The sequence below is a fragment of the Pseudomonas sp. 57B-090624 genome (assembly GCF_003234055.1).
GTDB lineage: Bacteria > Pseudomonadota > Gammaproteobacteria > Pseudomonadales > Pseudomonadaceae > Metapseudomonas > Metapseudomonas tohonis.
Window position 1 is genome coordinate 25,048 of the sequence record NZ_QKRU01000006.1, and the last position, 24,180, is coordinate 49,227.

Genomic DNA, 24,180 nt, shown 5'->3' on the forward strand with positions numbered 1-24,180 from the left:
TCGTCGTTATGGGAACGGTTCGCAGGCTACCCAGCGGTGCAGGGCGACGCTGCCGCGGTTAAAGGCCAAAACCGATACTTTTATGGCGTGATGCCAGGCCCGGGTTCGGCTATCGTGCCGTTCATGCGCGCATTCCTCGAAACCATCACCCCCGACGACGGAGCCTCCTGGGCCCTGCTGAACCGTCGCCTGGAGGAGGGCATCCCGTTCGAATGGCACCACCACCCGGAGTACGAGCTGACCCTCACCCTCAACAGCCGTGGCCATCGCTACATCGGCGACGACATCGAGCCCTACGACGATGGCGACCTGGTGCTGGTCGGCCCCGGCGTGCCCCACAGCTGGTGCTCAAGCGAGAAGGTCGATGCCGCCCGGCCCCACGTGGCGCTGGTCATCTGGTTCCACCGCGACTGGGCCAACGGCCTGCTGGCCATGTTCCCCGAGCTGCGAGATATCGGCGTGCTGCTGGCGGGTGCCGAGCAGGGGCTGGGCTTCGGTGCGGCGACCCGCGCCGGCGTGCGCCCGCTGATCGAGGCGATGCCGGGGGCGGAGCCGGGCCGGCGCCTGATGCTGCTGCTGGACGTCCTGTTGCTGCTCTGCCGCGACCCGGAGATGCAGCCGCTGGCCAACGCCCCGGCCACGCCCGCCAGCCTGCCCACCGCCGACCCGCGCATCCAGCGGGTGCTGGACCGGCTGCACCAGGGCTTCGCCGCGCCGGTTTCCATTCCCGAACTGGCCGAGCTCGCCTGCGTCAGCGTCTCGGCTTTCCATAGGATGTTTCGCCGCCACACGCGGATGACCGCCGTGCAGTACGTCACGCGGCTGCGCATCGGTCGCGCCTGTTCGCTGCTCATCGCCACCGACCTGCCGGTGGTGCGCATCGCCGAGCAGGTGGGCTACGCCAACCTCTCGCTGTTCAACCGGCAGTTCCTCGCGCTCAAGGCCAGCACCCCGAGGGACTTCCGCCGCGTCCACCGCAAGGCAGCGAACCGGCCCCCGTCGAGGTCGGCAGTGGAGTGAGCCCCGTGACGTGTTTTCCGCCCTGTGTAACCGAACCGTGACCTTCGGACATCCCTTTGTTACCCGGCGCCCCGACCATCCTGTTTAGACTTCCGGCAAGCGCAAGCACCGACTTGCACAGCCATAAAAACAAAAAGGTGATCCCCTCATGAATGCTCTCTCTCGCCTGGCCGTTGTCGTATCCCTCGCTTCGCTCTTCCCCCTTTCCGCCCTCGCCGGTGAAGTGGAGGTCCTGCACTGGTGGACCTCCGGTGGCGAGAAGCGCGCCGCCGAAACCCTCAAGGAACTGGTCGAGAAGAAGGGCCACACCTGGAAGGACTTCGCCGTCGCCGGCGGTGGCGGCGAGGCCGCGATGACCGTGCTCAAGACCCGCGCCGTTTCCGGCAATCCGCCTTCGGCCGCACAGATCAAGGGGCCGGACATCCAGGAATGGGGCGAGCTCGGCCTGCTCACCGAGATGGACAACGTGGCCGAGGAGGGCAAGTGGGACGCGCTGCTGCCCAAGCAGGTCGCCAGCATCATGAAATACGAGGATCACTACGTCGCCGTGCCGGTCAACGTGCACCGGGTCAACTGGCTGTGGATCAACCCCGAGGTGTTCAAGAAGGCCGGCGCCACGCCGCCCACCACCCTCGATGAATTCTTCGTCGCCGCCGACAAGCTCAAGGCCGCCGGCTTCATCCCCGTCGCCCACGGTGGCCAGCCCTGGCAGGACGGCACCACCTTCGAGAACATCGCCCTCAGCATTCTCGGCCCGCAGGACTACCACAAGGCCTTCGTCGAGCTCGACCCGGCGACCCTTTCCGGCGAGAAGATGGTCAAGGTCTTCGCCACCCTGCAGAAGCTCCATGGCTACATCGACGCCAACGCCGCCGGCCGCGACTGGAACTCCGCCGCCGCGCTGGTCATCAACGGCAAGGCCGGCATGCAGATCATGGGCGACTGGGCCAAGGGCGAATGGACCGCCGCCGGCAAGGTGGCGGGCAAGGACTACGTCTGCGTGCCGTTCCCCGGCACCCAGGGCAGCTTCGACTACAACATCGATTCGCTGACCCTGTTCAAGCTCAAGGACGACGCCAACCGCAGCGCCCAGGAAGACCTGGCGCGCATCGTCATGGGCACCGAGTTCCAGACCCTGTTCAGCCAGAACAAGGGCTCCATCCCGGTGCGCCAGGACGTCGACATGAGCGGCTTCGACAGCTGCGCCCAGGCCTCCATGAAGGACTTCAAGGAGGCCGTCGGCAACGGCGGGCTGCAGCCGAGCATGGCGCACCTGATGGCCTCCTCGGGCTACGTCCAGGGCGCGGTGTTCGATGTGGTCACCAACTTCTTCAACTCGCCCTCGGCGGACCCGAAGAAGGCCGCCCAGCAACTGGCGGCCGCCATCCAGGCCGTGCAGTAAGCACCCGGGCCGCCCCGGCGGCCCGCTCCTTTCCCTGATTCGCAACGGTGCCGGCAGGCGCCACGGCTTCCTGCTGCCCGGTTTTGCCTTCCCGGGGCGTCCGGGCGACCTGCCATACGGAGTGATCCATGAGTTCGACCGCCGTCTTCGCCAAGGCTTCACCGCTGGATGCGCTGCAGCGCTGGCTTCCCAAGCTGGTCCTGGCGCCGAGCATGCTCATCGTGCTGGTGGGCTTCTACGGCTACATCCTCTGGACCTTCCTGCTGTCGTTCACCAACTCGCGCTTCATGCCCAGCTACAAGTGGGTGGGCCTGCAGCAGTACGAGCGCCTGTGGGACAACGACCGCTGGTGGGTCGCCAGCCACAACCTGCTGGTCTATGGCGGGCTGTTCATCAGCATCAGCCTGGTGATAGGCGTATTCCTCGCCGTGCTGCTGGACCAGCGCATCCGCCGCGAGGGCTTCATCCGCACCGTCTACCTGTACCCCATGGCGCTGTCGATGATCGTCACCGGCACCGCCTGGAAGTGGCTGCTCAACCCCGGCCTGGGGCTGGACAAGCTGCTGCGCGACTGGGGCTGGGAGGGCTTCCGTCTCGACTGGCTGGTGGACCCGGACCGCGTCGTCTACTGCCTGGTGATCGCCGCCGTGTGGCAATCCTCCGGCTTCGTCATGGCGCTGTTCCTCGCCGGCCTGCGCGGGGTCGACCAATCCATCGTCCGCGCCGCCCAGGTGGACGGCGCCAGCCTGCCGACCATCTACCTGCGCATCGTCCTGCCGAGCCTGCGCCCGGTGTTCTTCAGCGCGCTGATGATCCTCGCCCACATCGCCATCAAGAGCTTCGACCTGGTGGCGGCGATGACCGCCGGCGGCCCCGGCTACTCCTCCGACCTGCCGGCGATGTTCATGTACGCCAGCACCTTCACCCGTGGGCAGATGGGCCTGGGCGCTGCCAGCGCCATGCTCATGCTCGGCGCCGTGCTGGCGATCATCGTGCCCTACCTGTATTCCGAACTGAGGAACAAGCGCCATGACTAGCCTGGCCGGAAAACCCCCGTTCAGCCTCAGCCGCCTGGCCATCCACGCGACCCTGATCGTCGCCTGCGCCCTGTACCTGGTGCCGCTGGTGGTGATGCTGCTGACCAGCTTCAAGACCCCCGACGACATACGCACCGGCAACCTGCTGTCGCTGCCGGACGTGTTCACCCTGATCGGCTGGGCCAAGGCCTGGACCCAGGTCGGCGGCTACTTCTGGAACTCGGTGATGATCACCGTGCCGGCGGTGCTGATCTCCACGCTGCTCGGTGCGCTCAACGGCTATGTGCTGTCCATGTGGCGCTTCCGGGGCTCGCAGCTGTTCTTCGGCGCGCTGCTGTTCGGCTGCTTCCTGCCGTTCCAGGTGGTGCTGCTGCCGGCGTCCTTCACCCTCGGCAAGTTCGGCCTGGCCAACACCACCGCCGGCCTGGTGCTGGTGCACGTGGTCTACGGCCTGGCCTTCACCACGCTGTTCTTCCGCAACTTCTACGTCAGCATCCCCGATGCCCTGGTGCGTGCGGCGCGGCTCGACGGCGCAGGGTTCTTCACCATCTTCGGGCGCATCCTGCTGCCCATGTCGGTGCCCACCGTCATGGTCTGCCTGATCTGGCAGTTCACCCAGATCTGGAACGACTTCCTCTTTGGCGTGGTGTTCGCCAGCGGCGACAGCCAGCCCATCACCGTGGCCCTCAACAACCTGGTCAACACCAGCACCGGGGCCAAGGAATACAACGTCGACATGGCCGCCGCGATGATCGCCGGCCTGCCGACCCTGCTCGTCTACGTATTCGCCGGCAAGTACTTCCTCCGGGGTTTGACCGCCGGCGCGGTCAAGGGCTGAACGCCGTTGCGCGTGCCCGCGACGCTACTCATTTGTGGAGATTGATATGGCAACCCTCGAACTGCGCAACGTCAACAAACGCTACGGCAGCGGCCTGGCCGACACCCTCCGGGACATCGAACTGTCCATCGACTCGGGCGAATTCCTGATCCTCGTCGGCCCCTCGGGCTGCGGCAAATCCACCCTGATGAACTGCATCGCCGGGCTGGAAGACATCACCGGTGGCGCCATCCTCGTCGACGGCGCCGACATCAGCGGCATGAGCCCCAAGGACCGCGACATCGCCATGGTGTTCCAGTCCTACGCCCTGTACCCGACCATGAGCGTGCGCCAGAACATCGCCTTCGGCCTGAAGATCCGCAAGCTGCCTGCCGCCGAGATCGAGGCCGAAGTCAGTCGCGTGGCCAAGCTGCTGCAGATCGAGCACCTGCTCGAACGCAAGCCCGGCCAGCTCTCCGGCGGCCAGCAGCAGCGCGTGGCCATGGGCCGGGCCCTGGCGCGGCGGCCGAAGATCTACCTGTTCGACGAGCCGCTCTCCAACCTCGACGCCAAGCTGCGGGTGGAGATGCGCACCGAAATCAAGCTCATGCACCAGCGCCTCAAGACCACCACCGTCTACGTCACCCACGACCAGATCGAGGCCATGACCCTGGGCGACAAGGTGGCGGTGATGAAGGACGGTGTCATCCAGCAGTTCGGCACCCCGCAGCAGATCTACAACGACCCGGCCAATCTCTTCGTCGCCGGCTTCATGGGCTCGCCGCCGATGAACTTCATCCCCCTGCGCCTGCAGCGCCGCGACGGCCAGCTGTGGGCCCTGCTGGACAGCGGCCAGGCCCGCTGCGAGCTGCCCCTGGGCGAGCTGGGGGAGGGCATCGAAGGGCGCGAGGTGATTCTCGGCGTGCGCCCCGAGCAGATCCTCGCCAGCGCGCCGGCCGACGCCAGCCTGCCGAGCATCCGCGCCGAGATCGAAGTCACCGAGCCCACCGGCCCCGACACCCTGGTGTTCACCAGCCTCAACCAGACCAAGGTCTGCTGCCGCCTGGCGCCGGACGCCGCGCCGCAGATAGGTGAAACCCTCTCGCTGTATTTCGATCCCAGCAAGGTATTGCTCTTCGACGCGCAGAGCGGTGAACGGCTGGGTGGGCTGGGAAAGTCACGAACCGTTGAGCGCGCGGGCAATGTCGCGCAGTTCAAGGGGCGTTGAAAGGAAGGCCGCCCCGGCTGCCATCCGAGCCCAGGGACGGCCCTGATATCCAAGGCAATACAACAATAAAAACTGGAGTGGATATGAACGTGAAGAAGAGTTGGTGGATGCTGCCCTGCGCCATGCTGGCGCTGCCCGGAGCGGCCAATGCACTGGAATTCACCGGCTACATGCGCAGTGGCGCCGGCAGCTCCACCGACGGCGGCACCCAGTCGTGCTTCCAGCTGCCGGGGGCGCAGTCCAAGTACCGCCTCGGCAACGAGTGCGAGCAGTACATCGAGCTGGACCTGCGCCAGGACGTGTTCAAGCTCGACGACGGTTCGGTGATCAGCCTCGAAGGCATGGCCCAGCTGTACAACCAGTACGGCCATACGCCCAAGTTCACCGGCGACTACGGCTTCGCGCGGATGAACCAGATGTACGCCGAGTGGAGCAACATGCCCGCGCTCAATGGCGGCTCCTTCTGGGCGGGGCGTCGTTTCTACAAGCGTAACGACATCCACATCTCCGACTTCTACTACTGGAACCAGAGCGCCACCGGCTTCGGCTTCGACGAAGTGGCCATCGGCGACCTGAAGTACAGCTACGTCTTCTCGCGCAAGGACAACTACGACCAGAAGCCCTACATCAACCGCCACGACTTCAACGTCGGCGGCTTCCAGACCAACCCCGGCGGCGAGATGGAAGTGGGCTTCAGCTACATCGACAAGCCCGACAGCACCGACGCCCACAGTGGCTGGGCGGTGACCGCGCAGCACAAGCAGAAGCCCTTCGCCGGCGGCGCCAACACCTTCGCCCTGCAATACGGCCGCGGCCCGGGCACCGGCCTGGGCTACACCGGCGACCCGACCCTGGACAACAGCGCCTCCAGCTGGCGCGCCGTGGAGTTCTTCGACTGGCAAATCACCCCGCGCTTCGGTGGCCAGTTCGAGGTCGTCTACCAGAAGGACAAGCGCCCCGACGGCGCCGACCAGAACTGGCTGTCGGTCGGCGTGCGCCCGGTCTACGCCATCACCGAGCAGTTCAAGCTGGTCACCGAGCTGGGTCGCGACCAGGTGGAAGCCCCCGGCGGCACCCGCAAGCTGACCAAGTTCACCATCGCCCCTACCTGGTCGCCTGCCGGCCCGGGCTTCTGGGAGCGCCCGGAAATCCGCCTCTACTACACCTACGCCAGCTGGAACGAAGCGGCGCAGCGTTCGGCCAGCCTGCTGGCGGCCGGCTCGGCGCTCTCCGACACCGGCGCCTACGGCACCGACCTGCACGGCTCCAACGTCGGCGTGCAGATCGAGTACTGGTGGAAGTGAGCCTGCGCGGCGCGGCCCTGCGATGAGTCGTGGCGAACCGCGCCGCCATGGCCTGGAACTGGCGACCGAGCCCGTGGAGCATCCGCTCGCCGGGCTCTTCGTCCCCGGTGTGCGCCAGGTCTTCCGCTGGGGCAGCGAGCAGGGGCGCGAGCTGCTGCTGATCGATCACCCGCGCTGCCGCGCCATCTTCGCCCGCCAGGGCGGCCAGCTGCTGCACTTCCAGCCGCGCGGCGAACGCCCGCTGCTCTGGTGCGCCGCGCGCTGGCCCAGGCTCGGCGCCATACGCGGCGGCGTGCCGGTGTGCTGGCCCTGGTTCGGTCGCCACCCGCAGGAAAGCGGCTGGCCCCACCACGGCTGGGCACGCCTCACCGACTGGCGCCTGCAGGAGCGCGAAAGCTCGGACGCCGGCGTGCGCCTGCGCTGGCGCCTGGCCCTGCATGACTGGGAGGTGGAGCTGCAGGCGGAGCTGGGCGATGAACTGGCGCTGACCCTGACCACCCGCCATGGCGACCAGGAACCCTGCGTGCTCAGCCAGGCGCTGCATGCCTATTGGCGCATCAGCGACATCGCCCGGGTCGCCGTGCTGGGGCTGGAGGGTGCCAGCGGGCAGGACCTGCTCAACCGCCAGCGCTTCACTCAGCAGGGCGAATTGCGGCCGATGGAAGGCTGCCACCGCGTCTTCGACCACACCGGCCCGCTGCACCTGCAGGACGCTGGCTGGCAGCGCCGTTTGCGCATCGACACCGGCGGCTCGCCCAATACCGTGGTCTGGCACCCCGGCGGCCGCCCCCTGGCCGACGTTGGTTGGAAGGAAGGCCTCGGCTTCGCCAGCATCGAAGCCGCCGCCTGCGGCACCGGCAGCCAGGTCCTCGCGCCCGGGGAAGAAGCGCGCATCCAACTGCGAGCAAGGGTGGAGTGAATCGGCAGGTAGCCCGGGCTTCAGCCCGGGAGCGGGCATTCCCGGGCTACGAAACTCGACAGGATGAACGCGTGCCGTAGGGTGTGCCGTGCGCACCTCCGCTCGGTGCTTCCGGCGAGTCCGAGGTGCGCGCAGCACACCCTACGTCCGGAGTGAACGGCGGCTGCATGCTCCGAGGCCTGGCTGTGCTCACTCCTGGGGGGCAAAAGCAACGCCATGCTCCAGGAACGTGGATGTTTACTCGCGAACGCGCCATCCCCCGACCACCGGCCCCGAATCAATCCCGCCACCCTGGGTCTGCCTTTTAAAGGGCCTCAGCCCGGCTCTTCGTCCGATGGGTAGCGGCTGGCGTTGAGGCTTTCCTTGATCTTGCGCAGGTGCGGCTGGAAGTCGACGCCGCGGCGCAGGGTCACGCCGGTGGCCAGCACGTCGAGCACGGTGAGCTGGATGATGCGCGAGGTCATCGGCATGTAGATGTCGGTGTCCTCCGGCAGGGGGATGTCCAGGCTCAGGGTGCTGGCGCGGGCCAGCGGCGAGCCGGCGGCGGTCAGGCCGAGCACCGAGGCGCCGTTCTGCCGCGCCAGGCGCGCCACTTCCACCAGCTCGCGGGTGCGGCCGGTGTAGGAAATGATCACGAACAGGTCGCCGGTGTGGGCTACCGAAGCCAGCATGCGCTGCATCAGCACATCGGCATGGGCCGACACGGCGAGGTTGAAGCGGAAGAACTTGTGCTGGGCGTCCAGGGCCACCGGTGCCGAGGCACCCAGGCCAAAGAAATGGATCTGCCGGGCCTGGATCAGCAGGTCCACGGCGCGGCTGATCAACTGTGGGTCGAGGGCGTTGCAGGCGCTGTCCAGGGAGGCGATGGCGCTGCCGAAGATCTTGCGCGTGTAGGCCTCGGGGCCGTCGTCCGCCTCTACCGCGCGGCTGACGTAGGCGGCGCCGCTGGCCAGGCTCTGCGCCAGCTGCATCTTCAGCTCCGGGTAACCGTTGACGCCGAAGGAGCGGCAGAAGCGGTTCACCGTCGGCTCGCTGACGCTGGCGGCCTGGGCGAGGGCGGCGATGCTGAAGCGCGTCGCCTGCTGTGGGTCCTGGAGAATGACTTCGGCGACCTTGCGTTCGGCCTTGTTGAGGTCTTCGAGTCGTCCCTGGATCTGCTCCAGAAGATTGCGTACGCGGTCCATGTAGGTTCCTTGCAAGGGGCCTGCAAAATCGGTGGCCTATCGTAATGAGGGGCACCGGCCAGAGCCAGAGGTAACAGGAGGGTGACAAAATGTTGTTCTTATTACTACATTTATTCTTGATATGGCCATTATCACCGTGTATTTCTAGTTCAACCTCGTAAAAGAACAATCATTATGGCTTCCTTATCCGTAGAACCCTGCACCTTCGCCCTGTTCGGCGCCCTCGGCGACCTGGCCTTGCGCAAGCTGTTCCCGGCGCTCTACCAACTGGACCGCGCCGGCCTGCTGCATGGCGACACGCGCATCCTCGCCCTGGCCCGCGAAAGCGAGGAGGGCGGCGCCCGCCTCGTATCCATCGAGGAACACCTGCGTGGCTACGTGCCGGAGCGGGAGATCGACGCAGCCGTGCTGCAGCGCTTCATGGCGCGGCTGAGCTACCTGCCCATGGACTTCCTCCACGCCGAGGGCTACCAGGTGCTGGCCGAGCGCGTCGGCCCCGAGGAACGGCTGATCGCCTACTTCGCCACGCCGGCTTCGGTCTATGGCACCATCTGCGAGGGCCTGGCCCGCGTCGAGCGCGCCCGCCACACCCGCGTGGTGCTGGAGAAACCCATCGGCCACGACCTCGAATCCTCGCGCCGGGTCAACGACGCGGTGGCCGTGCATTTCCCCGAGAACCGCATCTACCGGATCGACCACTACCTGGGCAAGGAGACGGTGCAGAACCTCATCGCCCTGCGCTTCGCCAACAGCCTGTTCGAAACCCAGTGGAACCAGCACCACATCTCCCACGTGGAAATCACCGTGGCCGAACAGGTGGGCATCGAGGGCCGCTGGGGCTACTTCGACGAAGCCGGCCAGTTGCGCGACATGATCCAGAACCACCTGCTGCAGCTGCTCTGCCTGATCGCCATGGACCCGCCCAGCGACCTTTCCGCCGACAGCATCCGTGACGAGAAGGTCAAGGTGCTCAAGGCCCTGGCGCCCATCACCGCTGCCCAAGTGGCGCAGCAGGTGGTACGCGGCCAGTACATCGCCGGCAGCAGCCAGGGCAAGGCGGTGCCGGGCTACCTGGAAGAGGAGAACTCCAACACCCAGAGCGACACCGAGACCTTCGTCGCCCTGCGTGCCGACATCCGCAACTGGCGCTGGAACGGCGTGCCCTTCTACCTGCGCACCGGCAAGCGCATGCCGCAGAAGCTGTCGCAGATCGTCATCCACTTCAAGGAGCCGCCGCACTACATCTTCGCCCCCGAGCAGCGCCCGCTGATCAGCAACCGGCTGATCATCCGCCTGCAGCCCGACGAGGGCATTTCCCTGCAGGTGATGACCAAGGACCAGGGCCTGGACAAGGGCATGCAGCTACGCAGCGGCCCGCTGCAGCTGAGCTTCTCCGACACCTACCGCAGCGCGCGGATCCCCGATGCCTACGAACGCCTCCTGCTGGAGGTGATGCAGGGCAACCAGAACCTCTTCGTGCGCAAGGACGAAATCGAGTACGCCTGGCAATGGTGCGACCAGCTGATCGACGGCTGGAAGCAACTGGGCGACTCCCCCAAACCCTACGCGGCCGGCACCTGGGGGCCGGTCGCATCCATCGCATTGATCACCCGTGACGGCAGGAGCTGGTATGGCGATCTGTAATCTCGACCTGCCCACGCAGGTCACCGGGGTCAGCCTCGGCAGCCCCGAACAACTGGCCGGCGAACTGGCCCTGCACGTGGCCGGCGCCTTGCGCTCGGCCATCGAATCCCACGGCGTGGCCTCCCTGGTGGTTTCCGGCGGGCGCAGCCCCATCGCCTTCCTCGAGCGGTTGTCCGCCCAGGAGCTGGACTGGTCCCGCGTCGCCGTCAGCCTCGCCGACGAGCGCTGGGTGCCGGTGGGCCACGCCGACAGCAACGAAGGCCTGGTGCGTCGCCACCTGCTGCGCGGCCCGGCGGCCAAGGCACGCTTCATCGGTCTCTATCACTCCGCCGCCAGCCTGGACGAGGCGGCGCGCCTGGCCGATGCCGCGCTTGCCGAGTTGCCGCAGCCCATCGACGTGCTGGTGCTGGGCATGGGCGAGGACGGCCACACTGCCTCGCTGTTCCCCAGGAGCCCCGGCCTGGACGACGCCTTGAGCCACGCCTGCACCCGGCGCTGCGTGCCCATGCAGGCGCCGAGCGTGCCGCGCCAGCGCCTGTCCATGCCGTTGCCGCTGCTGGCCGGCGCGCGCCTCACGCTGCTGGCGGTGCAGGGCCAGGCCAAGCTCGACACCCTGGCCGCCGCGCTGGCCGGTGAAGACGTGGCGGCGATGCCCATCCGCGCCTTCCTGCGCCAGCCCCTCGAGATCTACTGGTGCCCCTGAGCCCGAAGGACCTGTCATGACCGCGAATCCCTCCCCAGCGCGCAGCGTGCCGAGCATGGCCGAGAAGGTCGAGATGATCGACCGGCTCTGCGCCGAAGCCCGCATCCTCCCGGTGATCACCATCGAGCGCGAGGAACACATCCTGCCCCTGGCCGATGCCCTGGCCGCCGGCGGCCTGCGCGCCCTGGAAATCACCCTGCGATCCGAGCACGGCCTCACCGCGATCCGCCTGCTGCGTGAACAGCGCCCGGACCTGCTGATCGGTGCCGGCACCGTGCTGGATGAACAGATGCTCGCCGACGCCGAGGCCGCAGGCGCGCAGTTCATCGTCACCCCCGGCTGCACCGCCGAGCTGCTGGATGCCGGCCGGCAAAGCCCGTTGCCGCTGCTGCCGGGTGTCGGCAGCGCCTCGGAAATCATGCTCGGCCACGCCCGCGGCTACCGGCGCTTCAAGCTGTTCCCGGCGGAAGTGGTGGGCGGTGCGGCGGCCCTCAAGGCATTCGCCGGGCCCTTCCCGGGCATCCGCTTCTGCCCCACGGGCGGCGTCAAGCCGGACAACGTGCGTAATTACATGGCCCTGCCCAACGTCATGTGCGTGGGCGGCACCTGGATGATGGAAAGCGCCTGGGTGCGCGCCGGCGACTGGGCGCGCATCGAAGCCACCACCGCCGAAGCGCTCAGGCTGCTGCAGTGATGCCGCGTTTCGCGCGGGTGTCGGTGGTGTCCACCGTCATTCCCGCGAACGCGGGAACCCACTGAACGAGCGGAACCCACTGAAAAGCACAGTGCAGCGACGCCCCCAACAAGCAACACAGACCCCAGCGAGGATCGCCCCATGTCCCGTTTCGCCCCCGAAACCCTGTTCCCCCACGCCGACGACATCCCCGAAGCCTGGCGCCTCGGCGCGCCGGTGGAACAGCGCGAATACCTGGTGGACGGCGAGCTGCGTCGCTGGGACGGCCCGCTGGCCACGGTGCGCAGCCCGATCTTCCTCAAGGGCGAGCGGGGCGAGGAACAGGTCATCCTCGGCAGCACGCCGCTGCTCGATGCCGATGCCGCGCTGCAGGCGCTCGACGCCGCCGTGCGTGCCTACGACAACGGCCAGGGCGCCTGGCCCAACCTGCGTGTAGGCGAGCGCATCCACCATGTCGAGCTGTTCCTGGCGCGCATGCGCGAGCGGCGCCACGAGGTGGTGCGCCTGCTGATGTGGGAGATCGGCAAGAACCTCAAGGATTCCGAAAAGGAGTTCGACCGCACCTGCGACTACATGGTCGACACCATCAACGCCCTGAAGGAGCTCGATCGCCGCTCCAGCCGCTTCGAACTGGAGCAGGGCACCCTCGGCCAGATCCGCCGCGTGCCCCTGGGCGTGGCGCTGTGCATGGGCCCCTACAACTACCCGCTGAACGAGACCTTCACCACGCTGATCCCGGCGCTGATCATGGGCAACACCGTGGTCTTCAAGCCGGCCAAGTTCGGCGTGCTGCTCATGCGCCCGCTGCTGGAAGCCTTCCGCGACAGCTTCCCGGCCGGCGTCATCAACATCATCTATGGCCGTGGCCGCGAGACCGTCAGCGCGCTGATGGCCAGCGGCAAGGTCGACGTCTTCGCCTTCATCGGCACCAACAAGGGCGCCAGCGACCTGAAGAAGCTGCACCCGCGCCCGCACCGCCTGCGCGCCGCCCTGGGGCTGGACGCCAAGAACCCCGGCATCGTCCTGCCGCAGGTGGACCTGGACAACGCCGTCAACGAGGCCGTCACCGGTGCGCTGTCGTTCAACGGCCAGCGCTGCACCGCGCTGAAGATCCTCTTCGTCCACGAGGACGTGCTCGAACCCTTCCTCGCGCGCTTCAGCGCCAAGCTTGCCGCGCTCAAGCCGGGCATGCCCTGGGAAGACGGCGTGGCGCTGACACCGCTGCCGGAACCGGGCAAGGTCGACTACCTCGCCACCCTGCTGCAGGACGCCACCGCCAAGGGCGCCCAGGTGGTCAACGACGGCGGCGGCCAGAGCCGCGAGAGCTTCTTCTACCCGGCGCTGCTGTGCCCGGTGAGCCCGGACATGCGCATCTACCAGGAAGAGCAGTTCGGCCCGCTGGTGCCGGTGGTGCCCTACCGCGACGTGCAGGTCGCCATCGACTATGTGCTGGATTCCGACTACGGCCAGCAGCTGTCGATCTTCGGCAACGACCCCGCCGAGGTCGGCCGCCTGGTGGACGCCTTCGCCAATCAGGTGGGGCGCATCAACATCAACGCCCAGTGCCAGCGCGGGCCGGACACCTTCCCCTTCAACGGGCGCAAGAACTCCGCCGAGGGCACCCTGTCCGTGCATGACGCGCTGCGCACCTTCTCCATCCGCACCCTGGTGGCCACGCGCTTCCAGGAAGACAACAAGACGCTGATCAGCGAGATCATCCGCAATCGCGAATCCAGCTTCATCAGCACCGACTACATCTTCTGATGCGCCTGGCCCCGATCCTCGCGCTGCTGCTCCTGGCCGGCACCGCACACGCGGCGGAACCGGCCTGCGGGGACTTCCTCGAACAGCTCGGGGTCGAGTCGCCCGGGCTGCACTTCGAGGGCTGCAAGCTGGAGGAGGGTGGCCAGCTGCGCCAGCTGGTGGCCGAGTACCTGGTGCCCGGCCCCCAGGCCCATGGCGTTGAAAAGTTGCTGCACCAGCGCTTCGGCCTGCAGCCGCTGCGCTTCATGTGTTGCGGCTGGGACACCCGGCCCGCCAGCGCGCCCCACGCCAGCGGCCGGCCCTACGAAATCCGCATGAGCTCAGGGGAAACCCTGGAGAAGGACTGGGCGCGCATCGACCGCTTCCACGTCAGCGTCACCCTCTACCTCGAAGACCCATAGTCAGCCGCCGAGCATCGCTGCGTTGGGCTTCGCAACGCTCGGCGCCAACCTCCGGAGCAGATCCGTGCGTAGGGTGGATGACGCTTTTTTCATCCACCAGCGGTGTTGGTTTGTGACACCGAGTTGGGGCAGCCCTGCGGTCTGTTTGGCGACTGAAGTCGCCCCTACGTCGCCCCTACAAGGTCGTGCCAAGGGGATTTCTTGTGGGAGCGAATTCATTCGCGATGGGGCGTTTGGGCAGCCGCAGCCACGTGCCGGCTGCGGGTCTTCGCGGCTGAAGCCGCTCCCACAAGGAGAGCCCGCTGCGACGCCAACCTCGGGAGGTGGTCCGGGCGTAGGGTGGATGACGCTCTTTTCATCCACCGGCGGTGTGGTCGGGAAGCGCGGAGTCAAGGCAGTCCTGCGGCCTGCTTGGCGACTGAAGTCGCCCCTACGTCGCCCCTACGAGGTCGTACCACGGTGGGCGGTTTCTTGTGTGCGAATTCATTCGCGATGGCCCCGTCCCGGGCTGAAGCCCGGGCTACGGCAATCGTGCAGGGCGGATGAGCCCCGCGACACCACACCGGGTAACGCGATGCGTCCTTCAGTTTCCGCGCCGCACCTGCAACCGTCGCGGTATCGCCAGCACCCCTGGCTGGTAGTCCCCGGCGATGGCCTGCAGCGCCCGATCCAGCACCTGCTCGGCGATCAGCTCGTGCTGCTGGCGCATGGAGTTCACCGGCAGCGGCAGGAAGTCCAGCAACTGGGTGTCGCCGAAGGTGCCGAGCTGCAGGTGCTGCGGCCAGGCGCCGTTCTCGCGCAGCACATCCAGCACGCCGGCCAGCAGCACGTAGGCGGTGGTCACCAGTGCATCCGGCAGGCGGCCCTGGCGCTCCAGCAGTTCCTGCATCATGCGCCGCCCGCACTCACGGCTGAATTCGGCGCCGCATTGCACGAGTGTCTCGCCGCCAAAGCCGGCCAGCGCGGCTCGGAAGCCCGCCTCGCGGTCGCGGCTGATGGGCAGCTCCGGCCGCGCGCCGAGCAGCGCCACCTGGCGCGGCAGCGGGTTCAGCAGGCTGCGGGTGAGCAAGTGGGCGGCCTGGTGGTCATCGCTCACCACCGAGCAGAAGCGCGCCGGGTCCAGCTCGCGGTCGACGGCGATCACCGGCAGCCCGGCGTCCAGCAACGCGCCCAGGCCCGGGTCCTGGGGCGGCAGGCAGCTGGCGACGATCAGCGCATCGCAACGCCGCGCGCTGAAGAGCTCCAGCAACTGGCGCTCGCTCTGCGGCTCGTCGTCGGAGCTGGCGATCAGCAACTGGTAGCCCCGCGCCCGCGCCTGCTGCTCCAGCAGCTTGGCCAGGCGCGCGTAGCTGGGGTTCTCCAGGTCCGGGAGGATGAAGGCCAGGGTGCGGGTCTGCCCACGGCGCAAGCCGGCGGCATGGGGATCGGGGCGGTAGCCGTGGGCATCGACCACCGCGCGCACCCGCTCCACGGTGGCGGGGGAGATGCGTTTCTCCTCGGCCTTGCCGTTGACCACGTAGCTGGCGGTGGTGACCGAAACCCCGGCCAGCCGGGCGATGTCACTGAGTTTCAAGGGGCGACTCCTCGTGGGGTGCGCGTTTCATCGGTCGGGCTTCAAGCGGCGAAGAATATCGAGTAACGTGCCGCCCTGGATTAGTGAAACGATTCAGCACGGCTTTTGTCCAGATAGCAACCACCCTCTGCCAAGGGTTGGGCAGCGCCTAAGCTGAAGATTCATCGCACAACGACAACAGGGCCTGAAGGCCCGCGTGGAGGAAACGGCATGCTCGAACTCACCCCGGCATTGGTGTCCATGGGCCTGGCGGCGGCGGACAAGGGCGCCGCCCTGCAACGGGTGGCCGACCGGCTGGTTGGGGATGGGCTCGCCGCCGAGGGCTACCTGGCCGCGCTGCAAGCGCGTGAAGCGCAGGGCTCCACCTACCTGGGCCAGGGCCTGGCCATTCCCCACGGCACGCCGGAAACCCGGCATATGGTCCATGCCACCGGCGTGCGCCTGCTGCACTTTCCCGACGGGGTGGACTGGGGCGATGGCCAGCGCGTGTACCTGGCCATCGGCATCGCCGCGAAATCCGACGAGCACCTGCGCCTGCTGCAACTGCTCACCCGCGCCCTGGGCGAAGGCGACCTGGGGGACGCACTGCGCCGCGCCGAATCCGCCGATGCCATCATCGCGCTGCTCCAGGGTGGCCCTGGCGAGCTGGCGCTGGATGAGCAACTGGTGGCGCTGGGCAGCACCGCCGAAGACTTCGACGAACTGGCCCTGGAAGGCGCGCGCCTGCTGCGTCGCGCCGGCTGTGTCGACAAGGGTTACGCCAACCAGCTGTTGCAGGGCGAAGCGCTGCCCCTGGGCGAAGGCCTTTGGTGGCTGGACAGCGATCAGGCGGTGAGCCGCCCCGGGCTCGCCTTCGTGGCGCCGCGCACGCCCCTGCGCCATGAGGGCCAGCCCCTGGCCGGGCTGTTCTGCCTCGCCAGCCGGGGCGATGCCCATGTGGCGCTGCTGGAGCGTCTCTGCGCGCTGCTGATCGAAGGCCGTGGCGCCGAGCTGGCCCGTGCCGCCGATCGCCGCCGGGTGCTGGAGACCCTGGCGGGCGACGCCACGGCCGACTGGCCGAGCCTGCGCGTGCCCCTGGCCAACGCCCACGGCCTGCATGCCCGCCCGGCCAAGGAGCTGGCACAGCTGGCCAAGGGCTTCGCCGGGGAGGTCCGCGTGCGCGTCGCCGACAGCGGCCTGCCGGCTGTCAGCGCGCGCAGCCTGAGCAAACTGCTGGGCCTGGGCATCCGCCGCGGCCAGGTGCTGGAGCTGCTGGCCGAGCCGGGCATCGCCGACCTGGCCCTGCCGGTGCTGCGCCAGGCGGTGGAGCAGGGCCTGGGCGAGGAGGTGGAGCCCCTGGCGGACGGTGCCCCCGAACAGCCCGAAGCCGAGCAGCCGGAAGCCGCCCCCGCCGCGCCGCCGCCCGGCAGCCTGCTCAACGCCGTGCCAGCCGCGCCCGGCATCGCCATCGGCCCGGCCCATGTGCGGGTGGTGCGGGCGTTCGACTACCCCGCCCGGGGCGAGACGCCCGCCAGCGAGCGCAAGCAGCTGCACCAGGCACTGGCCCAGGTGCGCGCGGAGATCGAGGTGCTGGTGCAGCGCAGCGAGGTGAAGGCCATCCGCGAAATCTTCGTCACCCACCTGGAAATGCTCGCCGATCCGGGCCTGGGCGATGAGGTGGAGGCCCGGCTGCAACGCGGCGAAAGTGCCGCTGCCGCCTGGGCCGGCGTGATCGCCGCCGCCGCCGCCCAGCAGGAATCCCTGCAGGATGCGCTGCTGGCCGAGCGCGCCGCCGACCTGCGCGACGTCGGCCGCCGCGTACTGGCCAAGCTCTGCGGCGTCGAGGAGCAGGCCGAGCCCGAACGCCCCTACGTGCTGGTGTTGGACGAAATGGCGCCCTCCGACGTCGCGCGGCTGGACCGTACCCGCGTGGCCGGCATCCTCACCGCACGCGGCGGCGCCACCTCCCACAGCGCCATCGTCGCCCGTGCCCTTGGCATTCCCGCCCTGGTCGGCGCCGGTGCCGGGGTGCTGGCCCTGGAGCCGGGCACGCCGCTGCTGCTGGACGGCGGCCGTGGGCGCCTGGTGGTGGCACCCGAACAGGCGCTGCTGGAGCGCGCCCGTGCCGAGCACCAGGACCGCGAGCGCCTGCTGCGCGAGGCCGAGGCGCACAAGCTGGAGCCGGCCCGGACCCGTGACGGCCACAGCGTCGAGGTCTGCGCCAACCTGGGCGACGCCGCCGGCGCCGTGGCGGCGGTGGAGCAGGGCGCCGAGGGCGTCGGCCTGCTGCGCACCGAATTCATCTTCATGGCCCATTCCCAGGCGCCCGACCTGGCGACCCAAGAGGCCGACTACCGCAAGGTGTTCGACGCCCTCGACGGCCGCCCGCTGGTGGCGCGCACCCTCGATGTGGGCGGCGACAAGCCCTTGCCCTATTGGCCCATCGCCCACGAGGAGAACCCCTTCCTCGGCCTGCGTGGCGTGCGCCTGACCCTGCAGCGGCCCAAGGTGATGGAAACCCAGTTGCGCGCCTTGCTGCGTGCCTCCGAAGGCCGGCCGCTGCGCATCATGTTCCCCATGGTCGGCAGCGTCGGCGAGTGGCGCCAGGCCCGCGACATGGCCCTGCGCCTGGCCGAGGAGATCCCCCAGGCCGACCTGCAGCTGGGGATCATGGTCGAGGTGCCGTCCGCCGCGTTGCTGGCGCCGGTGCTGGCGCGCGAGGTGGACTTCTTCAGCATCGGCACCAATGACCTGACCCAGTACGCCCTGGCCATCGACCGTGGCCACCCGACGCTCTCGGCCCAGGCCGATGGCCTGCACCCGGCCGTGCTGCAACTGATCGAACTCACCGTGCGCGCCGCCCACGCGCGGGGCAAATGGGTGGGCGTGTGCGGCGAACTGGCCGCCGACCCGCTGGCGGTGCCGCTGCTGGTGGGGCTGGGGGTGGACGAGCTCAGCGTCGCGGCACGCAGCGTGCCCGAGGTCAAGGCGCGCATCCGCGAGCTCAGCCTGGCCGACGCCCAGGAACTGGCGGGCGTGGCGCTGGCGGCGGAAAGCGCCGAAGCGGTGCGGGCCCTGGCGGAGAAATTCTGATGGCGCGCATCCTCACGCTCACCCTCAACCCGGCGCTGGACCTCACCCTGCGCCTGCCGCGTCTTGAGCCCGGCGCGGTGAATCGCGGCCAGGCGCTTGTCAGCCACGCCGCCGGCAAGGGCCTCAACGTCGCCCAGGTGCTGGCCGACCTGGGCCACTCCCTCAGCGTCAGCGGCTTCCTCGGCGCCGGCAATGCCCAGCCCTTCGAGGCGCTGTTCGCCCGGCGCGGTTTCCACGATGCCTTCGTCCGTGTCGAGGGCGAGACCCGCAGCAACCTCAAGCTGGCCGAAGACGACGGCCGCATCACCGACATCAACGGCCCCGGCCCGGACGTGGACGCCGCCGCGCGGGACGAACTGCTGCGCCGCCTCGACGCCCTGGTGCCCGGGCACGACCTGGTGGTGGTGGCCGGCAGCCTGCCACGGGGCGTGGACGCCGACTGGTTCGCCACGCTGCTGCAGCGCCTGCATGGGCTGGGCGCACGGGTGGCGCTGGACAGCAGCGGGGCGGCCCTGCGCGCCGGGCTCGCCAGCGCGCCCTGGCTGGTCAAGCCCAACGCCGAGGAGCTGGCCGACGCCTGTGGCCGCCCCCTCGACGAGTTGGCCGAACAGGCCGAGGAGGCCGCGCGCCTGCAGGCCGCCGGCATCGAGCACCTGGTGCTGTCCATGGGCGCCGAGGGCGTGCGCTGGTTCAACCGGGGGCAGGCCCTGCAGGCGCGCCCGCCCAGGGTGAAGGTGGCCAGCACCGTAGGCGCCGGCGATTCGCTGCTGGCGGGCATGGTCCACGGCCTGCTGGCCGGCTGGCCCGCCGAGCGCACCCTGGCCCATGCCACCGCCATCGCCGCCCAGGCGGTGACCCAGATCGGTTTCGGCATCAATGACCGGGCGCAACTGGCGTCGCTGGAAAGCGGCGTCGTCGTGCAGCCCGCAGAAGAACGACACGAGGTTCCCCGATGAGATTCGTCCTTGTCACCGCCTGCCCCAATGGCGCGGTCAGCAGCCTGATCAGCGCGCGCCTGCTGGAGGCCGCCGCCCGCCGCCTGGGCTGGACACCCGGGGTGGAAATGCCCGGCGGCGAGCCCCTGTCCGCCGAGGCCGTGGCCGATGCCGACTGGGTGCTGGTGGTGAAGACCGGCCCGCTGGACCTCGCGCGTTTCGCCGGCAAGCGCCTGTACCTGGCGACGCCGGCCGAGGCCCTGCACGAGCCGCAAGCCTTCCTCCAGCGTGCCGAGCGCGAAGCGCAGGTGCAGGACACCGCGCCGGCAGCGGCCGTGGCCAGTGAGCGACCGCGCCTGGTGGCCGTCACCGCCTGCCCCACCGGCGTCGCCCACACCTTCATGGCCGCCGAGGCGCTGAAGCAGGCCGCCGCGCGCCTGGGCATGGAACTGCAGGTGGAAACCCAGGGCTCGGTGGGCGCCCGCGACCCGCTGTCGACGGAGGCCATCGCCGCCGCTGACGTGGTGTTGCTGGCCACCGATATCGAGGTGGACACCGCCCGCTTCGCCGGCAAGCGCGTCTACCGCTGCGGCACCGGCGTCGCCCTCAAGCAGGCCGACGCCACCCTGCGCAAGGCCCTGGCCGATGCCCAGGTGCAGCAGGCCGGCAAGCCCGGCAGCACCCAGGCCGAGGGCCAGGGCGAAGCGAAAGGCGTGTACAAGCACCTGCTCACCGGTGTGTCGTTCATGCTGCCGATGGTGGTGGCGGGCGGCCTGCTGATCGCACTGTCCTTCGTCTTCGGCATCGAGGCCTTCAAGGAGCAGGGCACCCTGGCGGCCGCGCTGATGCAGATCGGCGGCGACACGGCCTTCAAGCTGATGGTGCCGCTGCTGGCCGGCTACATCGCCTATTCCATCGCCGACCGCCCGGGCCTGGCGCCGGGGATGATCGGCGGGCTGCTGGCCGCCACACTGGGCGCAGGCTTCATCGGCGGCATCATCGCGGGCTTCCTCGCCGGCTACTCGGCCAAGGCCATCAGCCGCTGGGTGAGGCTGCCGCAGAGCCTGGAGGCGCTCAAACCCATCCTCATCATCCCGCTGCTGGCCAGCCTGATCACCGGCCTGGTGATGATCTACGTGGTCGGCAAGCCGGTGGCCGGCATGCTCGCCGCGCTGACCCAGTTCCTCGACGGCATGGGCAGCACCAACGCCATCCTCCTCGGCGTGCTGCTGGGCGGGATGATGTGCGTCGACCTCGGCGGGCCGATCAACAAGGCCGCCTACGCCTTCTCCGTCGGCCTGCTGGCCTCCCACAGCTACGCGCCCATGGCCGCCACTATGGCGGCCGGCATGGTGCCGCCCATCGGCCTGGGCATCGCCTGCCTGCTGGCCCGGCGCAAGTTCGCCCAGAGCGAGCGCGAGGCCGGCAAGGCGGCGCTGGTGCTGGGGCTGTGCTTCATCTCCGAGGGCGCCATCCCCTTCGCCGCCAAGGACCCGCTGCGGGTTATCCCCGCCAGCATCGCCGGCGGCGCGCTCACCGGTGCGCTGTCGATGTACTTCGGCTGCAAGCTCATGGCGCCCCACGGCGGGCTGTTCGTGATGCTCATCCCCAACGCCATCAACCACGTGCTCGCCTACCTGCTGGCCATCGTCGCCGGCAGCCTGGTCACCGGCCTGCTCTATGCCGCGCTCAAGCGCGGCGATAGCCAGGAGTTAGTGCCCTCGTAGGATGGGTAGATCGGAGTGAAACCCATGGGGTGGTGCCTCGCACCCGATGGGTTTCGCCGGGCTCTACCCATCCTACGGACTCGCCCACCTTCCCCAACGGAGCCACGCAATGCCCCGCACCCTGAACAAGGACACCCGCCTGTGCATGTCGCTGTCGGGCCGCCCCGGCAATTTCGGTACGCGCTTCCACAACTCGCTCTACGAGCAACTGGGCCTGGACTACGTCTACAAGGCCTTCACCACCACCGACCTGCCGGCGGCCATCGGCGGCATCCGCGCGCTGGGCATCCGGGGTTGCGCGGTGTCGATGCCGTTCAAGGAAGCCTGCATCGCCCATCTCGACGAGCTGGATGCCTCGGCGGCGGTGATCCAGTCGGTCAACACCCTCGTCAACGACGACGGCCACCTCAAGGGCTACAACACCGACTACCTGGCGGTGGCCAGCCTGCTGCGCAGCCACGGCGTCGACCCGCAGGCGGACTTCGCCCTGCGCGGCAGCGGCGGTATGGGCAAGGCGGTGGCCTTCGCCCTGCGTGACAGCGGTTTCGCCAACGGCACCCTGGTGGCACGCAACGAGGCCCGTGGCCAGGCCCTGGCCGCGACGTGCGGCTACGAATGGCAGGCGGAGCAGGGCGAGCTGCGCCCGCGCCTGCTGGTGAACGTCACCCCCATCGGCATGGACGGCGGCCCCGAGGCCGGGCAGCTGGCCTTCGACGAGGCCGCCATCGAGGCCGCCGAGGTGATCTTCGACGTGGTCGCCATCCCCGTGGAAACCCCGCTGATCCGCGCCGCCCGCGCCCTTGGCAAGCGGGTGATCACCGGTGGCGAAGTCATCGTGTTGCAAGCGGTGGAGCAGTTCGTGCTCTATACCGGCATCCGCCCCAGCGCCGAACAGATCGCCCAAGCGGCGGCCTTCGCGCGCAGCTGAGGGCATCCTCCAGGAGCACACCGATGATCAAGCAGGTAGGCGACACCCCGATCCTTCCCCTTCACCGCGCCAGCTGCCACTGCGGCGCGGTGGTGCTGGAACTGACCCTGCCCGACGGGCTGGTGAACCCGCGTCGCTGCGACTGTTCCCTGTGCCGGCGCAAGGGCGCCATCGTCGCCAGCGTGCCGCTCGCCGGGCTGCGTGTGGTGCAGGGCGCCGAACTGCTTAGCCTCTACCAGTTCAACACCCGCACCGCGCGGCACTACTTCTGCTCGCGCTGCGGCATCCACACCCACCACCAGCGCCGCTCCAGCCCGGACCAGTACGGCTTCAACGTCGGCTGCCTGGACGGGGTCAACCCCTTCGACCTGGGCGAGGTGCCCACCAGCGACGGGGTCAACCATCCGGCCGATCGCTGAATGGGACCGTCGGCTGTGCCTGCGATGATTCGAGCTGAGGGCTCGGCAGGATGAGCTCGTGCCGTAGGGTGTGCCGTGCGCACCTCCGCTCGGTGCCCCCGGTGAGTCTGTACACCGGCATCCGCCCCAGCGCCGAACAGATCGCCGAGGCCGCCGCCTACGCGCGCAGCTGAGGTAGGACGTCCCCGCAAGCGCGAACCGTAGGATGGCGTAGAGCGCAGCGAAACCCATCACCACGGCGTATCCGGCGCACACCCCGCCCCACGCACAAAACACAAAGGCCGCTGTCCTCCCGGAGCAGCGGCCTTTTCGTTTCATCCCGGCTCAGGTGAGCAGGGCGATGAGGATGATGATCGGGATCGGTACACCCAGGAACCAAAGCAGCAGCGAACGCATGGTCAATCTCCTCGTTCAGCGAAGGGGGGCGGTGCGGTGGTAGGCGAGGCCGTCGGTCACCGTGTCGCGGCTGCGACCGCCACGGGTGGCGGCGAAGCTGGCGGTGAAGGCACCGATGAGCAGGGCGACGAACATCCACAGCGAGGCATGGATGCCGGCCTTGCGGGCCGCGTCGGCGGCCTGGCGGGCATCGTTCACGGCCTGCTGCGCCATGGCGTGGACCTGTTCGACGCGGGCCTGGGCTTCGGCCTGGGTCAGGTTGGTGCGTTGGGCCACCAGGCGCACCAGGTAGTCGTGGTCCTCGGGGCTCAGCTGGCCACCGTCGGCCAGGCTGCGCACGAAGATGCGCGCCACCACGCCGTGGGCGGCATCGTCGACGGTGGGGGCCGGCCGGTCGTCACGGAACAGCGTGTCGATGTAGTAGCCGTAGGGGTTCTGGGCATCGTCGCTGGCGCCGGGCGCGGTTCCGGCGCTGGCACCGGCGGCGATCGCCGCACCGGCCTGCACGCCACCGCCCACCAGGTTGCCGACGGTGCCCACCAGCAGCGCGGCGGTGACCAGCGTGGCGACGGCCCAGGCGAGGAAGCCATGGGCGGTGTCGCGGAAGAACACCTCGTCGCCGTGCAGGCGGCTCCAGCGCAACCTCAGGCGCCCGGCGAGGTAACCGCCGAGGCCCGCAGCGGCCAGCTGGGTGAAGGCCAGCCAGGCGATGCCGGCGAAGCCCAGGCCCTCGGCACCGATGCCCTCGTGCTGCCAGGGCGAGATGGCCGCGAAGCCGAGGCCGAAGCCCAGCAGCACGAGGATCAGGGACAGCGCGGCGGCGGCCGCCGCGCCAGCGAATACCGCGCTCCAGGAGACGCCCGAAGCGTCGGTGACGTCCAGGGCGGTTGCGTAGGCATCAGAAGTGGTGTTCATCATCGTGTCCTTGTTCGGAGGCTCAACGCCGTGACCGCCAGGGGCAGCGGTCGCCGTACCTTTTTGTATGGCACTCATGGCGTTGGGTGCCGGAAGGC

Annotated in this window: 20 protein-coding genes; 17 read left to right on the forward strand and 3 right to left on the reverse strand. The window is 68.9% G+C overall.

Going from position 1 to position 24,180, the window contains the following annotated elements; all coding sequences use genetic code 11:
* Positions 1–123 precede the first annotated feature (123 nt).
* From DMX10_RS04195 to DMX10_RS04225, 7 genes are all read left to right on the forward strand, one after another.
* On the forward strand, positions 124–1,020 hold the full coding sequence (locus DMX10_RS04195) for an AraC family transcriptional regulator (protein ID WP_111259929.1): 897 nt from the start codon (positions 124–126) through the stop codon (positions 1,018–1,020).
* Between the two features lie 148 nt (positions 1,021–1,168).
* A complete protein-coding gene (locus tag DMX10_RS04200; RefSeq protein ID WP_111259930.1) occupies positions 1,169–2,422 on the forward strand; it encodes an ABC transporter substrate-binding protein in 1,254 nt (417 codons plus the stop codon).
* A gap of 128 nt (positions 2,423–2,550) precedes the next feature.
* On the forward strand, positions 2,551–3,459 hold the full coding sequence (locus DMX10_RS04205) for a carbohydrate ABC transporter permease (protein WP_111259931.1): 909 nt from the start codon (positions 2,551–2,553) through the stop codon (positions 3,457–3,459).
* On the forward strand, positions 3,452–4,297 hold the full coding sequence (locus DMX10_RS04210; RefSeq protein ID WP_111259932.1) for a carbohydrate ABC transporter permease: 846 nt from the start codon (positions 3,452–3,454) through the stop codon (positions 4,295–4,297). The genes DMX10_RS04205 and DMX10_RS04210 overlap by 8 nt, the downstream gene beginning before the upstream one ends.
* Positions 4,298–4,343: 46 nt before the next feature.
* Positions 4,344–5,504, forward strand: coding sequence for an ABC transporter ATP-binding protein (locus DMX10_RS04215; protein ID WP_021222509.1), 1,161 nt, complete (start codon positions 4,344–4,346; stop codon positions 5,502–5,504).
* An 83-nt stretch (positions 5,505–5,587) separates the two neighbouring features.
* On the forward strand, positions 5,588–6,808 hold the full coding sequence (locus DMX10_RS04220; RefSeq protein ID WP_371921677.1) for a maltoporin: 1,221 nt from the start codon (positions 5,588–5,590) through the stop codon (positions 6,806–6,808).
* Between the two features lie 22 nt (positions 6,809–6,830).
* Positions 6,831–7,727 (forward strand): D-hexose-6-phosphate mutarotase, encoded by an 897-nt coding sequence (locus tag DMX10_RS04225; RefSeq protein WP_111259933.1) that lies wholly within the window; start codon positions 6,831–6,833, stop codon positions 7,725–7,727.
* A 314-nt stretch (positions 7,728–8,041) separates the two neighbouring features.
* On the opposite strand, the gene DMX10_RS04230 is transcribed toward DMX10_RS04225, so the two are convergent.
* Complete coding sequence (locus DMX10_RS04230) at positions 8,042–8,911, reverse strand: MurR/RpiR family transcriptional regulator (protein WP_111259934.1); 870 nt, start codon at positions 8,909–8,911, stop codon at positions 8,042–8,044.
* Between the two features lie 174 nt (positions 8,912–9,085).
* Between DMX10_RS04230 and zwf the strand changes: the two genes are divergently transcribed.
* From zwf to DMX10_RS04255, 5 genes are all read left to right on the forward strand, one after another.
* Positions 9,086–10,555, forward strand: coding sequence for a glucose-6-phosphate dehydrogenase (gene zwf, locus DMX10_RS04235; protein ID WP_111259935.1), 1,470 nt, complete (start codon positions 9,086–9,088; stop codon positions 10,553–10,555).
* A complete protein-coding gene (pgl, locus tag DMX10_RS04240; RefSeq protein ID WP_111259936.1) occupies positions 10,542–11,258 on the forward strand; it encodes a 6-phosphogluconolactonase in 717 nt (238 codons plus the stop codon). Before zwf ends, pgl begins: the two co-directional genes overlap by 14 nt.
* Positions 11,259–11,274: 16 nt before the next feature.
* Positions 11,275–11,952: a bifunctional 4-hydroxy-2-oxoglutarate aldolase/2-dehydro-3-deoxy-phosphogluconate aldolase gene (locus tag DMX10_RS04245; RefSeq protein ID WP_236206720.1), complete on the forward strand. Its 678-nt coding sequence runs from the start codon at positions 11,275–11,277 to the stop codon at positions 11,950–11,952.
* A gap of 141 nt (positions 11,953–12,093) precedes the next feature.
* The gene (locus DMX10_RS04250) at positions 12,094–13,716 is read left to right on the forward strand and encodes an NADP-dependent glyceraldehyde-3-phosphate dehydrogenase (RefSeq protein ID WP_111259937.1); all 1,623 of its coding nucleotides are present in this window, start codon (positions 12,094–12,096) and stop codon (positions 13,714–13,716) included.
* Positions 13,716–14,117 carry a DUF4952 domain-containing protein gene (locus tag DMX10_RS04255; RefSeq protein ID WP_111259938.1) on the forward strand — a complete coding sequence of 134 codons (402 nt, stop codon included), beginning with the start codon at positions 13,716–13,718 and terminating at the stop codon, positions 14,115–14,117. Before DMX10_RS04250 ends, DMX10_RS04255 begins: the two co-directional genes overlap by 1 nt.
* 583 nt (positions 14,118–14,700) lie before the next feature.
* On the opposite strand, the gene cra is transcribed toward DMX10_RS04255, so the two are convergent.
* The gene (gene cra / locus DMX10_RS04260) at positions 14,701–15,690 is read right to left on the reverse strand and encodes a catabolite repressor/activator (RefSeq protein WP_111259939.1); all 990 of its coding nucleotides are present in this window, start codon (positions 15,688–15,690) and stop codon (positions 14,701–14,703) included.
* A gap of 210 nt (positions 15,691–15,900) precedes the next feature.
* Here cra and ptsP point away from each other — a divergent pair, with 210 nt between their 5' ends.
* The 5 genes from ptsP (at position 15,901) to DMX10_RS04285 (ending at position 22,771) form a co-directional block, all read left to right on the forward strand.
* Complete coding sequence (gene ptsP / locus DMX10_RS04265; protein ID WP_111259940.1) at positions 15,901–18,762, forward strand: phosphoenolpyruvate--protein phosphotransferase; 2,862 nt, start codon at positions 15,901–15,903, stop codon at positions 18,760–18,762.
* On the forward strand, positions 18,762–19,718 hold the full coding sequence (gene pfkB, locus DMX10_RS04270; protein WP_111259941.1) for a 1-phosphofructokinase: 957 nt from the start codon (positions 18,762–18,764) through the stop codon (positions 19,716–19,718). Before ptsP ends, pfkB begins: the two co-directional genes overlap by 1 nt.
* Positions 19,715–21,424, forward strand: a complete 1,710-nt coding sequence (locus DMX10_RS04275) for a PTS fructose-like transporter subunit IIB (RefSeq protein WP_111259942.1) — start codon at positions 19,715–19,717, stop codon at positions 21,422–21,424. The genes pfkB and DMX10_RS04275 overlap by 4 nt, the downstream gene beginning before the upstream one ends.
* Before the next feature lie 109 nt (positions 21,425–21,533).
* Positions 21,534–22,352: a shikimate 5-dehydrogenase gene (locus tag DMX10_RS04280; RefSeq protein ID WP_111259943.1), complete on the forward strand. Its 819-nt coding sequence runs from the start codon at positions 21,534–21,536 to the stop codon at positions 22,350–22,352.
* 23 nt (positions 22,353–22,375) lie between these two features.
* Positions 22,376–22,771 (forward strand): GFA family protein, encoded by a 396-nt coding sequence (locus tag DMX10_RS04285; RefSeq protein ID WP_111259944.1) that lies wholly within the window; start codon positions 22,376–22,378, stop codon positions 22,769–22,771.
* A gap of 411 nt (positions 22,772–23,182) precedes the next feature.
* Here DMX10_RS04285 and DMX10_RS04290 read toward each other — a convergent pair whose 3' ends face one another.
* Positions 23,183–24,082, reverse strand: coding sequence for a hypothetical protein (locus DMX10_RS04290; RefSeq protein WP_111259945.1), 900 nt, complete (start codon positions 24,080–24,082; stop codon positions 23,183–23,185).
* Positions 24,083–24,180 lie beyond the last annotated feature (98 nt).

What these genes read in the sequence shown, in the direction of transcription:
- DMX10_RS04205 (WP_111259931.1), top strand. Translation starts at nt 2,551, where the DNA reads ATGAGTTCGACCGCCGTCTTCGCCAAGGCTTCACCGCTGGATGCGCTG.
- DMX10_RS04200 (WP_111259930.1), top strand. Translation starts at nt 1,169, where the DNA reads ATGAATGCTCTCTCTCGCCTGGCCGTTGTCGTATCCCTCGCTTCGCTC.
- DMX10_RS04245 (WP_236206720.1), top strand. Translation starts at nt 11,275, where the DNA reads ATGACCGCGAATCCCTCCCCAGCGCGCAGCGTGCCGAGCATGGCCGAG.
- zwf (WP_111259935.1), top strand. Translation starts at nt 9,086, where the DNA reads ATGGCTTCCTTATCCGTAGAACCCTGCACCTTCGCCCTGTTCGGCGCC.
- pgl (WP_111259936.1), top strand. Translation starts at nt 10,542, where the DNA reads ATGGCGATCTGTAATCTCGACCTGCCCACGCAGGTCACCGGGGTCAGC.
- ptsP (WP_111259940.1), top strand. Translation starts at nt 15,901, where the DNA reads ATGCTCGAACTCACCCCGGCATTGGTGTCCATGGGCCTGGCGGCGGCG.
- DMX10_RS04220 (WP_371921677.1), top strand. Translation starts at nt 5,588, where the DNA reads ATGAACGTGAAGAAGAGTTGGTGGATGCTGCCCTGCGCCATGCTGGCG.
- DMX10_RS04275 (WP_111259942.1), top strand. Translation starts at nt 19,715, where the DNA reads ATGAGATTCGTCCTTGTCACCGCCTGCCCCAATGGCGCGGTCAGCAGC.
- DMX10_RS04285 (WP_111259944.1), top strand. Translation starts at nt 22,376, where the DNA reads ATGATCAAGCAGGTAGGCGACACCCCGATCCTTCCCCTTCACCGCGCC.
- DMX10_RS04230 (WP_111259934.1), bottom strand. Translation starts at nt 8,911, where the DNA reads ATGGACCGCGTACGCAATCTTCTGGAGCAGATCCAGGGACGACTCGAA.
- DMX10_RS04280 (WP_111259943.1), top strand. Translation starts at nt 21,534, where the DNA reads ATGCCCCGCACCCTGAACAAGGACACCCGCCTGTGCATGTCGCTGTCG.
- DMX10_RS04250 (WP_111259937.1), top strand. Translation starts at nt 12,094, where the DNA reads ATGTCCCGTTTCGCCCCCGAAACCCTGTTCCCCCACGCCGACGACATC.
- DMX10_RS04225 (WP_111259933.1), top strand. Translation starts at nt 6,831, where the DNA reads ATGAGTCGTGGCGAACCGCGCCGCCATGGCCTGGAACTGGCGACCGAG.
- DMX10_RS04215 (WP_021222509.1), top strand. Translation starts at nt 4,344, where the DNA reads ATGGCAACCCTCGAACTGCGCAACGTCAACAAACGCTACGGCAGCGGC.
- DMX10_RS04210 (WP_111259932.1), top strand. Translation starts at nt 3,452, where the DNA reads ATGACTAGCCTGGCCGGAAAACCCCCGTTCAGCCTCAGCCGCCTGGCC.
- pfkB (WP_111259941.1), top strand. Translation starts at nt 18,762, where the DNA reads ATGGCGCGCATCCTCACGCTCACCCTCAACCCGGCGCTGGACCTCACC.
- DMX10_RS04195 (WP_111259929.1), top strand. Translation starts at nt 124, where the DNA reads ATGCGCGCATTCCTCGAAACCATCACCCCCGACGACGGAGCCTCCTGG.
- DMX10_RS04290 (WP_111259945.1), bottom strand. Translation starts at nt 24,082, where the DNA reads ATGAACACCACTTCTGATGCCTACGCAACCGCCCTGGACGTCACCGAC.
- DMX10_RS04255 (WP_111259938.1), top strand. Translation starts at nt 13,716, where the DNA reads ATGCGCCTGGCCCCGATCCTCGCGCTGCTGCTCCTGGCCGGCACCGCA.